9 protein-coding genes are annotated in these 12,600 nt (G+C 62.2%); 2 read left to right on the top strand and 7 right to left on the bottom strand.

The genetic code is table 11. From position 1 onward, the window contains the following. Positions 1–387: 387 nt before the first annotated feature. Positions 388–1,128 (top strand): MIP/aquaporin family protein, encoded by a 741-nt coding sequence (locus QZ302_RS05855; RefSeq protein WP_294593559.1) that lies wholly within the window; start codon positions 388–390, stop codon positions 1,126–1,128. 31 nt (positions 1,129–1,159) lie between these two features. Next, entirely contained in the window at positions 1,160–2,332 is a 1,173-nt protein-coding gene (locus QZ302_RS05850; RefSeq protein ID WP_294593557.1) for a M20 family metallopeptidase, read from the top strand. A 138-nt stretch (positions 2,333–2,470) separates the two neighbouring features. Here QZ302_RS05850 and QZ302_RS05845 read toward each other — a convergent pair whose 3' ends face one another. The 7 genes from QZ302_RS05845 to QZ302_RS05815 all read right to left on the bottom strand — a co-directional run bounded on the left by QZ302_RS05845 (position 2,471) and on the right by QZ302_RS05815 (position 12,136). Further along, positions 2,471–2,680, bottom strand: a complete 210-nt coding sequence (locus QZ302_RS05845) for a hypothetical protein (RefSeq protein WP_294593555.1) — start codon at positions 2,678–2,680, stop codon at positions 2,471–2,473. A 680-nt stretch (positions 2,681–3,360) separates the two neighbouring features. Then, positions 3,361–4,683 carry a 3-phosphoshikimate 1-carboxyvinyltransferase gene (gene aroA, locus QZ302_RS05840; protein ID WP_294593553.1) on the bottom strand — a complete coding sequence of 441 codons (1,323 nt, stop codon included), beginning with the start codon at positions 4,681–4,683 and terminating at the stop codon, positions 3,361–3,363. Positions 4,684–4,817: 134 nt separating this feature from the next. Further along, positions 4,818–6,443, bottom strand: coding sequence for an FAD-dependent protein (locus QZ302_RS05835; RefSeq protein WP_294593551.1), 1,626 nt, complete (start codon positions 6,441–6,443; stop codon positions 4,818–4,820). Positions 6,444–6,526: 83 nt separating this feature from the next. After that, positions 6,527–6,928: a hypothetical protein gene (locus QZ302_RS05830; RefSeq protein WP_294593549.1), complete on the bottom strand. Its 402-nt coding sequence runs from the start codon at positions 6,926–6,928 to the stop codon at positions 6,527–6,529. A 485-nt stretch (positions 6,929–7,413) separates the two neighbouring features. Beyond that, a complete protein-coding gene (gene topA / locus QZ302_RS05825; protein ID WP_294593561.1) occupies positions 7,414–9,849 on the bottom strand; it encodes a type I DNA topoisomerase in 2,436 nt (811 codons plus the stop codon). 99 nt (positions 9,850–9,948) lie between these two features. Then, positions 9,949–11,346 (bottom strand): DUF4270 family protein, encoded by a 1,398-nt coding sequence (locus tag QZ302_RS05820; protein WP_294593548.1) that lies wholly within the window; start codon positions 11,344–11,346, stop codon positions 9,949–9,951. Continuing rightward, on the bottom strand, positions 11,324–12,136 hold the full coding sequence (locus QZ302_RS05815; protein ID WP_294593545.1) for a glycogen/starch synthase: 813 nt from the start codon (positions 12,134–12,136) through the stop codon (positions 11,324–11,326). The genes QZ302_RS05820 and QZ302_RS05815 overlap by 23 nt, the downstream gene beginning before the upstream one ends. Between the last annotated feature and the right edge of the window lie 464 nt (positions 12,137–12,600).

Genomic DNA, 12,600 nt, shown 5'->3' with positions numbered 1-12,600 from the left:
GGCACTCGAACCGGGCCGCCTCGGTTTCAAGTAGGGGCAGAGGCTGCCGGTTATTGGGGTAGATACGACCAGTAAAACACCCTGTGGGTGCCCGTTTATTCCGAGAGGCAACGCAACTGGAAACCGAGCGCGCGTGGATCCGTATAACTCGTGTAGAACCAAGCCACGTTGAAACTTAAACCCCACCCACGGTTGCCCTTTGTAGAAGAAGACCAGCTACAACTGCCGAACCCGACATCGTTCAGTGCGCCCGTCGTATAGCGGTTGCCCGGGGTGCGCCCACAGGGCGCTTTACCGGCCGCCTCGGCTCTAATAAACACCGACCCTGATAAAACTGTTTTTCCCCCTCAATAGAGCAGACCTTTCAATCCATAAATACCGGAGCCTATGTCACCCTTTATGGCCGAACTCGTCGGCACCGCACTGATGATTTTATTGGGCAACGGCGTCGTCGCCAACGTCCTCCTGCCCCGCACCAAAGGGAACCGCGGCGGATGGATCGTCATTACCACCGGCTGGGCCCTCGCCGTCTTCGTCGGCGTCGTCGTCGCCGGCCCCTTCAGCGGCGCACACCTCAACCCCGCCGTCAGCCTCGGTTTCGCCCTCGCCGGACAGTTCGCCTGGAGCGCCCTGCCCGCCTATGTGGCCGCCCAGCTGCTCGGCGCCGCCCTCGGAGCGACCCTCGTGTGGGTCTTCTATAACGCCCACCTGCGCATCTGCGAAGACCCGGCCACCCTGCTCGCCGTCTTCTGCACCGCGCCCGCCCTCCCGCGTCGCGCACTGAACTTCGCCAGCGAGCTGATCGCCACCTTTGTCCTGATTTTCGCCATCTTTTACATCACCGACGGCAGCCTCTTCGTCCCGACCGACGGAACCACCCTCCCCGTGGGACTCGGTTCCGTCGGTGCCCTGCCCGTCGCCTTTATTGTCTGGGTCATCGGCCTTTCGCTCGGCGGTACCACCGGATACGCCATCAACCCCGTCCGCGACTTCGCCCCCCGCCTGATGCACGCCCTGTTGCCCATGGGGCCCGCAAAGGGGAGCAGCCAGTGGGGTTACGCCTGGATTCCCGTCGTGGCCCCTCTGTGCGGATCGACGCTCGCCGCCCTGCTCTTTTTGCTGATCTGAACCCGGAAAAATGCGTACCTTAGCGGTACTTATGGAACCGGATATTTTTAAAGCCGCCCGTCAGCTCGCCCCGAAGGTCGCAGACTGGCGGCGCGAGATTCATCGCCACGCCGAACTCTCGTTCGAAGAACACCGCACCTCGGCGCTCATTCGCCTCGTGCTCGACACGTACGGCATTCCGTATCGCGAGGTGGCCGGAACCGGCGTTCTGGCCCGGATCGACGGTCGGACGGCCGATCCCGACCGCCCGGTCGTGCTGCGGGCCGATATGGACGCCCTGCCGATCACCGAGACGACCGGACTGCCGTTTGCCTGTCCCGACGGGGTGATGCACGCCTGCGGACACGACCTCCACACGGCGGCTCTGCTGGGGGCGCTGGTGCTGTTACAGGAGCGTCGCGAGGCGTTCGACGGGACGGTGCTGGGGCTGTTCCAGCCGGGCGAAGAGCTTTGGCCGGGAGGGGCTTCGGTGGTGCTGAAAGAGGGGGTCTTCGACGGGCTCGAACCGCGGGCTTTTATCGGCGGTCATGTTTCACCCGAGCTGAAAGTCGGACAGATCGGCGTGCGGGCGGGGAGGTTTATGGCCTCGACCGACGAGATTCGCATCGTGGTGGAGGGACACGGCGGACACGGAGCGTTGCCTCACGAGCTCAGCGACCCGGTGTTGGCGGCGTCGGCCATGATCGTGGCGATGCAGCAGATCGTCAGCCGGAACAGCTATGCTTTTACGCCGTCGGTGTTGTCGTTCGGGCGGGTGATCGCGGACGGGGCGACGAACGTGATTCCCGACCGGGTCGAGGTCGAGGGGACGTTCCGGACGATGGACGAGGCGTGGCGTACGCGTGCGCACGACCGGATCCGCGAGGTGGCGCTCCGCACGGTCGAGGCTTACGGCTGTACGGCGGAGGTCGAGTTGATGGTGGGCTATCCGTGTGTGGAGAACGACGCCCGTCTGGCAGCGCTGGCTCGGGAGACGATTGCCGAAACGTTCGGCTCTGAGGCGGTGACCGAGATTCCGCGGCGGATGACGGCCGAAGATTTCGGTTTTTATTCGGTGCGTTATCCGTCTGTGTTTTTCCGGTGGGGGGTCGAGAGTTCGGCTCCGCTGCACCATGCGGCATTCGTGGCGGACGAGCGGGCGATTCCGTACGGTGTGGCGATGCTGGCGGCGACGGCTCTGTCGGTGCTGCAGGCGGAAGGGTAGGGGGTTTGACGTAGCGCTTTTGGAGGTTGTGGGCGTTTCTGCTTTCTGCTTAGGGTAGTTCCATCCGGTTGTTTCGGGTAGAGGCTGCCGGATATTTAGGGTAGTTCCAGCCATCTTTCGAGTGCCGAGCGGCACCGTTTATTCCGAGAGGCAACGCAACTGACGACCGTGGGCACAGGCGCTCAGGTTGTCCGGAACAAGAATGTTCGAGGTGAAGTGCAGGTACAAACCGTGGCTATAGGACTCCATGTTACGGGCCGCTGACGCCCAACTGTAGCCGTAGTCGCCGACTCCGCCGAACCAACCTCCTGCGTGGTGGCAGTAGCCCGGGGCGGGAACCGCGCCCATAGGGCGTTTTATTGGCAGCTTTTACCCGAATTTGTCGATTTCGGGCTGCGTGCTTCGGGGGTGGGCTGGCGGTTCTGCGAATTGCGCTATTCGCTCTTGGTTTTGTCGGGTCGAAGCCTGCGGGGCCCAAAACGAGCATCGTGAGTTGCGGGCCTCCGCGGTCGGAGGCTTCGGCCCGCGCGACCCTTTAGGATCGCAAGAACCAGCTCAAAGCTCCGCCCCGTGTTCGCCTCACTGCGGCTCCGCTTTCGCTCCGCCGCGTTTTCCGTCGCCCGCGGCAATTCAGCCTAAGTTGGCCAAGTGCCAACCGGCAGAATATGCCCTTTAAGCGGGCGGGCGACGGATTTTGGGGCGAGATTGAATTTTCCGCGCGCCTGCGCGATTCATCTATATTCGGCTACCGCCGAAATAGCTGAATCGCTCCTTTAGGCGGCGGCGCGCGATCCGGTCATTGTCCCAGCTGGAACTGTTCTCTTTGTGAACAAAGAGAACCAGAAAAACTTTAGACGGATGCTAACGCATCCTCCAGCTGCCGACGCCCAAATCTCTGTCCGGGCGGGCCCCACTTAGTAAGACGGAAAGAACCCTAATAAAAGACCCTTCGGGATGCGCTGGCCGGGTCTACCTACACATTCAAATAAGCTTTACTGTGGACGTCTCTATCCTAAGCTGTGCACGCCTTACGCCGTGTATAACGTGTCGAGGTCGTTCCAAAAGTCCGGGTAGGACTTCTCGACCGCCTCTGCATGGCTGATGGTCACCGGACGGTCGGCCCGCAAGGCCGCTACGGCTGTCGCCATCGCGATCCGGTGGTCGTTGTGGCTCTCTAATCGGGCGTCGCGCACGGTCAAGGAGCCGTCCGGAGTCGAAATCCCCCGAATCGACATCGTGTCCGGTGTCGAGAGGTCGATCTCTACTCCTAACTTCCCGAACTCGGCCGCTAAGGTCGCTGCCCGGTCGCTCTCTTTGTGCGTCAGGCGGCTCGTGCCGCGCAGAACCGTCGTCCCGCTACAACAGGCTGCCAAGGCCGCCAAGGCCGGGAAGAGATCCGGGCAATCCGTGGCGTCGAACTCGAAACTCCGCAGGGTCGCCGGGCGACCGACCGTCCAAAGATGGCTGCTCGATGCCAGTATGGCTCCGGCGCGCTCCAAGGCCGTGATGATGGCCCGATCGGCCTGCAACGAACGCGGATGGAGGTTCTCGACGATAATTCCCGCTCCGCGCGGCTCGGAGGCGATCGCGCCGCCCACCAGCAGGCACGAGGCGCCGCTCCAGTCCCCCTCGATCGAGCAGACGGTCGGACGATATTGCTGCCCGCCCGGAATCACGAATTCTGTATAGTCCGGGGCGTGCGAAACCTCGATCCCGAAAGTCCGCAGCACCTCCAAAGTCATGGCCAGATAAGGGATGCTCCGGGGTTGTCGCACGAGCAGCCGGGTCTCGGAGGACGACAGCGGGGAGGCCATCAGCAGGCCGGTGATGAATTGCGAGCTGAGCGAGCCGTCCACCTCGACGGTTCCGCCCCGCAGCGGCCCGCTGACGGTCAGGGGCAGACAGCCGTTTGCGCTGTCGGTCACGGTGGCGCCGAGTCTCCGGAGCGGCTCGACCATCGAGGCGGCCACCGGCCGGCGGAGGATCGAGCCGTGGCCGGTGATGGTGATCGGCGTGGGGCTCTGGGAGGCGATGGGGGTGAAGAGCCGGGCCGAGAGGCCTGATTCGCCGATGTGCAGCTCGGCGGGAGACTGTCGCAGGAAGCCTCCCTCGATGTAGTAGGTGTCGCGGTTGTCGCCGTAGCGGACGGAGGCGCCCAGACGCTGGATGGCGTCCAGAGCGGCGGAGGTGTCGTTGCAGAGGCCCATCCGCCGCAGCTCGCTCCAACCGGCCGGGTGGGCCGATTCGGGGACGAGGAGGGCGGCGGCCAAGGCGCGCTGGGCGTAGCTCTTCGAGGTCGGCGAGGCGATGCGGCCGGATAACTTGCCGGGTTTTATCTCTTTGATTGTCAAGTTGCTGTGGCTTTGTTGTATGTAATGTTGCAACATTTTGTTACAATGTTGCAACATGTTGCATCATGTTGTAACATTGCATCATTATGTTGTAAAGTTACAACATAATATTGTAACGGGCGGCACGTCGAGGGTCAGGGGCGTTCGCGGCGCAGGTATTCGACGGCGGCGCGGGCAGAGGCGGCGCCGTCGACGGCGGCGGAGATGATGCCGCCGGCATAACCGGCTCCTTCGCCGACGGGAAAGAGGCCGGAGACTTGAGGGTGCATGTAGCTCTCGCGGTCGCGCGGGATCCGGACGGGGGAGCTGGTGCGAGATTCGATGCCGATCACTTGGGCGTCGGGGGTGACGAAGCCGCGCATCTTCTTGTCGAATTCGCGGAAGCCGGCGCGAAGGGCTTGGCTGATGAACCGGGGCATCCATTTGTCCATGTCGCTGGCGGTGAGGCCGGGATGGTAGGAGGTGGGCAGGGTGTCGCTGCATTTCGCGCCGCGGACGAAGGCGTCGAGCCGCTGGGCGGGTGCGATCTGGGCGCCGCCGCCTTGGGCGTAGCCCATCTTCTCCAGTTGTTCCTGAAAACGGAGACCGGCGAGGGGGCCGAAGTGGGGGACGAGGTCGGCGTAGTCGTCGGGCAGGATCTGGGTGACGATGCCGGAGTTGGCGAAGATGTTGTTCCGGCCGGAGGGGGACATGCCGTTCACGACGCATTCGCCGGGGGAGGTCAGGGCGGGGACGATAAAGCCGCCGGGACACATGCAGAAGCTGTAGACGCCGCGGGTTTTCGGGGCGTGAGACCCGGTGAGGCCGGAGGGTACCTGGGCGACGAGGCTGTAGGCGGCGGGGGGAAGGGCGGGGTCGAGGGTCTTGTATTGGATGCGGTCGATGAGCTCCTGGCGGTGTTCGACGCGGAGGCCCATGGCGAAGGGTTTGGATTCGAGGTGGATCGACCGGCGGTGGAGGAGGTCGTAGATGTCGCGGGCGGAGTGGCCGGTGGCGAGGAGGGTGACGGGGGCTTCGATGGGGGTGCCGTCGTGGGTCACGACGCCGAGGAGCCGGCTCCGGTCGGGGCTGAGGAGAAGGTCGGTGACGCGGCTGTTGAAGTGGATCCGGCCGCCGGAGTTCAGGATGGTCTGGCGGATGGCGGCGATGACGCGGGGCAGCCGGTCGGTGCCGATGTGGGGGTGGGTGTCGTAGAGGATGGATTCGTCGGCGCCGTGGTGGTGGAGGATCTCTAAGGATTTCCGGTAGTTGCCGCGTTTCTTCGACCGGGTGTAGAGTTTGCCGTCGGAGTAGGTGCCGGCGCCGCCTTCGCCGAAGGCGTAGTTGGAGTCGGGGTCGACGGGCTGGTTGCGCTGGATGGCGGCGATGTCGGTTTTCCGGGCGGAGACGTCTTTGCCGCGTTCGAGGAGGATGGGGCGGTAGCCGAGTTCGATGAGTTCTAATGCGGCGAAGAGGCCGGCGGGCCCGGCGCCGATGATAAGGGCTTGGCGGGAGGGGGGAAGGTTCGAGACGTCGCCCCATTCGAGGTGGACGGGGTCGGGACGGCCTTCCCGGTCGAGCCAGAGTTCGACGGCGAGTTGGATGCGGACGCTGCGGAGGCCGCTGGTGTGTCGCCGGGCGTCGATGGAGCGGCGCACGATGCGGCTGAAGGCGATCTCGTCGGGGTTGCGGATGCCGGCGGCTTGGCGGGCGGCGGCTTGAATGGCTTCGGGGTCTTGGGCTTGGGCGGGGCTGAGGGTGATTTCGACGGTGAGGGGCATAGCGGGGTTATTTGATGGGATATGGTAGGGGGCTCGACACTCGAAGCTGGCCGTGTTTATCTTATGTTTATGGCCGTTTCCGTTTATTCCGAGAGGCACCGCAACTGAAAACCGTAGGCCCGGCTCGTCGTGCTGCTGGGGCCGAGGCCCGTCACGGTGAAATCCAAGTACATGCCATTGTTCCCGTCGAACGTGGAACCCCAGCTGTAACCGTAGTTGCCGACGCTCCCCAGCCCGCCCAATCGCCCGTAACTGCCTGCGTCGCGGAAGCCCGGGGCGGGGTACCAGGCGAGCGGGGTTCCCGCGGTGCCGTCGTCCGTTACCTTGTAGAGACGACCGTTGGTGGCTTTGTAGTTCCCTGCACCGTAAGATTCTCCGACAACCCCATCCGAGTAGTACGGGAAAGTCCCTTTTAACGGCACATCGGCGTCCCGCGTAAAGTCAGACCAAGGGGGCTTCGTGGGGCTGTCTATTGCCGGCCGCATTTTCGCGCACGGCTCTGCGTTCGCGCGCCTGCGCGATTCATTCTGTTTCGGCTCACCGCCGAAATCGCTGAATCGCTTCTTTTGGCCGGGCGCGCGGGAGAACTTTATTTGCGCGCCTGCGCGATTCATCTATAATTCGGCTACCGCCGAAATCGCTGAATCGCTTCTTTAGGCGTGGCGCGCGTCTGTCCTACGGGAGGGTACTGCCCTTACGCCGGGCGGGCGCACCCTTCGGGTGATTTAATGGCCGCCTCTACCCCAAGGCCGCCTCGGCCCAATTCCTCGCCCCGTTCTTTGTTCGCGTGCCTGAGGAAATCTTATCAAAACGCGCAAGCGCATTTTGATGATTTCCCTCTTTAGGCGTGGCGCGCGGTCGAGCTTTGTCCCGCCTGAAACTGCCGCTTTTTGTAAAAAGCGGCACCAAAAACTTTCATGATAGCTGCGCTATGCCTTAGGCTCCGCAGGACTCATTTTGCGTCTGTCGCTTATTTCTTGCTCCGGCCGGCGCGGCGGAAGGGGGGACGTTTGGCACCACTGCTACCGGCACCGGCGGCTTGCTGCTCGGAAATCAGGGCTTTCAATTCCTCTAAGGTCAAGTCAGAGGCTTCTCGATTGCTCAGCAGGGGCTTCGGTATCTTGTAGTTGGCGCCGCCATGGGCGATGTAAGGGCCCCAACGTCCGTTCAATACCTGAATGTCGTCGGCTTCGTAAACCCGGATCACGCGGTTCCGTTCGGCTTCGCGCTTCTCTTCGATCAGGGCGATGGCGCGGGGCAGGTCGATGGTATACGGGTCGTCTCCCTCGCGAACTTTCAGGGAGGTGAATTTGCCGTCGTGACGCACGTAGGGCCCGAACCGGCCGACGGAGACGACGACGGTTTTCCCTTCGTATTCGCCTAAGGTGCGGGGCAGTTCGAACAGGGCGAGGGCCTCTTCCAGGGTGATGGTGGCGACCATCTGGCCTTTCTGCAAGGAGGCGTAACGGGGTTTCTCGTCGTCCGAGGGCTTGATGGCGGCGGCGAGGGTCCCTTTATGTGCCGCTACTGGGGTGTCGCCGAGCTGAACCATGGGGCCGAATTTGCCGACGCGGGCGTAGACGTTCTTCCCGCTCTTCGGGTCGATGCCTAACAGGCGCTCGCTGCGGACGTATTCGGTGTCGCCTTCGGCGTTGTCGACGCCTTCATGGAAGGGTTCGTAGAAGGCGGCGAGCATGCGGCGCCAGTCGAGGTCGCCGTCGGCGATCTCGTCGAACTCTTTCTCGACTTTGGCGGTGAAGTTGTAGTCGAGGATGGCGGAGAAGTGGTCGGAGAGGTAGTCGGTGACGAGCATCCCGATGTCGGTGGGGAAGAGTTTGTTCTTCTCGGTGCCGGTGGTCTCGCTCTTCTCGGTGCGTTTGAGGGTGCCGTTCGGGGCGAGGGTCAGGATGGTGTAGTCGCGTCTCGTGCCTTCGCGGTCTTCTTTGACGACGTAGCCGCGGTTGATGACGGTGGAGATGGTCGGGGCGTAGGTCGAGGGACGTCCGATCCCGAGCTCTTCGAGTTGTTTCACGAGGCTGGCTTCCGAGTATCTCGGGGGGCGTTGGGCGAAACGTTGGGTGGCGACGACCTGGCCGCGACGGAGGCTGGTGCCTTTGACCAGTGGCGGGAGCAGGGGCTCGGCGGAGGTGCCGTTGCTGCCGCTTTTCGAGGCGGGTTCGTCGTCGTGGGATTCCATGTAGAGCCGAAGGAAGCCGTCGAAGGTGATCACTTCGCCGGTGGCGGTGAAGTGTTCGGGGCGGCCGGAGATTTCGATCCGGGCGGTGGTCTTCTCTAATTCGGCGTCGGCCATCTGGGTGGCGACGGTGCGTTTCCAGATGAGGTCGTAGAGGCGGCGCTCCTGGGCGGTGGTGCCGGCTTCGCGACGGTCGATGTAGGTGGGCCGGATGGCTTCGTGAGCTTCCTGGGCGCCTTTGCTTTTCGTGGTATATTGCCGGGTTTTATGGTACTGGGCGCCGAAGAGGTCGGTGACGGCGCTCTTGGCGGCGCCGAGGGCGAGGCTTGACAGGTGCACGGAGTCGGTTCGCATGTAGGTGATCATCCCGGCTTCGTAGAGTCGCTGGGCGATGGTCATGGTCTGGCTGACGGAGAAGCCGAGTTTCCGGGCGGCTTCCTGCTGGAGGGTGGAGGTGGTGAACGGAGGTGCCGGTGTCCGTTTGGCGGGACGGGTCTCGACGGCGCCGATGGTGAAGGCGATGTCGGGCGAGGCGATGGCGCTCAGAAAGGCGTTGGCTTCGGTTTCGGTCTTGAAGCGGGTGTTGAGTTCGGCTTTGAAGCCGGTGCCGTCGGGGGTGATGAATTCGCCGATGACGCGGTAGTAGTCGGAGCTTTCGAAGCTCATGATTTCGCGTTCGCGTTCGACGATGAGTTTCACGGTGACGGATTGGACGCGGCCGGCGGAGAGGGAGGGCCGCACTTTCTTCCACAGCAGGGGCGACAGTTCGAACCCGACTAACCGGTCGAGCACGCGACGGGCTTGTTGGGCGTTGACGAGGTTGAGGTCGACTTGGCGGGGGTGTTCGACGGCGTGCAGGATGGCGTTTTTGGTGATTTCGTGGAAGACGATCCGGCGGGTCTTGTCGTCGGGCAGCTGGAGGGTCTCTTTCAGGTGCCAGGCGATGGCTTCTCCTTCGCGGTCTTCATCGGAGGCGAGCCAGACGGTGCGGGCTTCTTTGGAGAGGCGGCGCAGTTCGCTCACGACTTTCACTTTGTCGGGAGAGATTTCGTATTCGGGTTCGAAGCCGCGGGAGATGTCGATGCTGAGCCCTTTTTTCTTCAGGTCGCGGATGTGGCCGAAGCTGGATTTCACGGTATAGCGGTCGCCGAGGATCTTTTCGATGGTCTTGGCTTTGGCGGGGGATTCGACGATGACGAGGTTTTCGTGCATGGGGTTGGGTATCATGTAAAAACCTAAAGGGGTGGGCCTTTAGGTCTGAAAAACGGCGGTCGCCCGGCGGGTTACGGGGCGACCGGAAAATGGTTCGGATTATTTAATCAGGGTGTAGGTCAGCACGAGCAACGGGGGGTATGGCGAATTCGAACCGTAGATCCAGCTGCGGCCGGTGTCGTTCCGTTGCAGGTAGGCGGGGAGCAGTTCGGTGGTGTAGCGTTCTTCTTTGCCGGTGAGGAGTTGCTGAACGTAGGAGGTGATGTCGAAGGTGTAGATGCCTAACGAGCGATTCAGGCTCCCGCCTAGGGTGGCGGTGTAGTTGTTGGTGGTGATGGCGTCGAGGATGGGGTTGTATTCGTCGAGGAATTCGTACCCGATCATGTTGTGGTAGAGGCCGAGGCCGGTGAAGGATTTGTTGTATTGTTCGTAGCCGGAGTCGACCATGCGCACTTTCAGTTCGGCGCGGTGGAGGGCGATGTGGCTGTATCCTTGTTCCACGGCTTGTTGTTGCAGGTGTTCGAGTTGGCTTTTTTCAATCCGGAGTTGTCCCATGAGGCCTGCGAGCCCTTGTACGTACATGTATTCGGAGGCGTGTGTGGTGTCGCCGATGGCGGTGGCTGGCACGCCGCCTTTGGATGGGTCGGAGAGGGTGTAGTCGTGCTGGATGGTGGTGAAGCAGATGTAGTCGTAAGTCCGGTCGCTGTAGAAGAGGATCTGCTGGTCTAAGGTGTCGAGTCCGTTGGGGCCGGTGTTGTGGTAGAAGAGGTACATGGTGCTTTGGGCCATGTCCATCTTCAGGAGGGTGCCTTCTTCGCCTGCGGTGGCTTGGTTGCGGAGTTTGAAGTAGAGGCCGGGGAATTTCTTGTGGAAGAGGGTGTCGTTGTAGTAGATGTTCTCTTTGCTTTGGGTGTTGTCGAGGAGGCGTTTGGCGAATTCGTCGGGCAGGCGCCCGTAGGCGGTGCCGGGGCCTTTCTGTTCGAAGGAGAACAGGGGGGTGGCGCCGATATAGGGGGACATGTCGAAGTTGCTGAAGTAGGCGCTGTCCTGGTGGAAGTGGTAGTCTTTGACTTCGTAGACGTCGACGGTGACGCTCTTGGCGGTGTCGCCGATGGCGCCGGTGAAGGTGATGGCGTAGCGCATGGAGTCGATCACGGGGTTCTCGCCGAAGTAGTGGCTGTGGAGGAAGCCGTAGGGGGAGTAGTTGACGAAGGCTTGGATGTCGATCCGTCCGGTGAGGGGGTCGATGTAGGAGCCGACGAGGGGTTCGTAGTAGCCGGATACGCTGGTCTCCAAGGAGTCGCAGGTGGAGATGTAGGTGTGCACGAGGACGGTGGAGTCGATGGTGCTGCGCATGTGTTGGCTCGGCGGCACGAGGTCGTTCCCGAAGGCGTCGTCGCGTTGGGTGCAGGAGGGGAGGCTGAGGAGGAGAAGGGTGCTCAGCAGAAGGGGGAGGAGGGTGAAGTGGTGGGTGTTATTTTTCGAGCAGTGTGTCATAAAATGCGGCGTATGCGTCTTCGTAGTTTTCGGTGCCGGGATAGGAGAGGGTGGGTATCCCGCGCTGGCGGATAAAGTCGGTGAGTTCGGGGGCGATCTCTTTGCTCCCGAGTACTGCGCCGTCGGCGCGTTCGAGGGCGAATTTCATGAGGCCGAGGTAGTCGGGGTGGTCGAGATGCTTGAGTTCGTCTTTCTTGATGCCTTCCTGGATGAGTTTGGAGCCGAGGGCGGGATCCAAGTTCCCGGGAAAAGGGTGGTCATAAACGGAGACGACGATCTTGAGTTCTCTGAAGATGGGGTCGTTGTGGAATATTTTCTTCAGGTAGATGGGGACGATGGCGGAGAACCAGTCGTGGCAGTGGACGATGTTCGGGGCCCAGCGCAGTTTCCGGACGGTCTCCAATACGCCGCGGGCGAAGAAGATGGCGCGCTCTTCGTTGTCGGCGAAGTGGTTGCCGTCGCTGTCGGCCCAGGTGGCTTTCCGTTTGAAGAAGTCGTCGTTGTCGATGAAGTAGACTTGGACGCGGGCTGTAGGGATGGAGGCGACTTTGATGATGAGTTGGTGGTCGGTGTCGTCGATGATGAGGTTCATCCCGGAGAGGCGGATCACTTCGTGGAGCTGGTTCCGACGCTCGTTGATGCAGCCCCAACGGGGCATGAAGATGCGGATCTCGGCTCCGCGCTCCTGCATGGCTTGGGGCAGGTAGCGGCAAAGGCTCGATATGTCGTTGTCGGGAAGGTAGGGTACTACTTCCTGGCAGACGTACAGAATCTTGGCGTTGTGGTTCATCGGCGGTCCTCCTTTGATGTGGTCGGTCGGGTCGAAACCCGATGGGACACTGCCACAAAGATAACGTTTTTTTCGGATAAGCGGGTGCGGGGACGATGGGGGGCGGGGTGCTTTTTTCTGGGCGGAGGGCCGAAAGGGGCTGGTTGGCCGGAGGCGGGCGTTAGTTGTTGGGCTGAGGCGGCCCCTTGCCTGCCGCCCGCGCGCGGACAGAGAACGGAGGTAGAGGCGGCCATTTGCCCACCGCGGGCACGCGGGGCCTGCCCGGCCCGAGGGCAGTCCCCTCCTGTAGCCAAAGACGCGCGTCTTGCCAAAAGAAGCGATTCAACTATTTCGGCTCGCGCCGAAATAGAATGAATCGCGCAGGCGCGCGAAAAAAGAGTGGTGCGCAAAAAATCCGTCGCCCGCCCGCTTAAAAAGGGATTTCACTCGTTTTGCGGTGAGCAAAATCGAGATGAAATCCCAGC

The sequence above is a fragment of the uncultured Rikenella sp. genome, from assembly GCF_910579375.1.
GTDB lineage: Bacteria > Bacteroidota > Bacteroidia > Bacteroidales > Rikenellaceae > Rikenella.
This window is presented reverse-complemented; position numbering and strand designations above follow the sequence as displayed.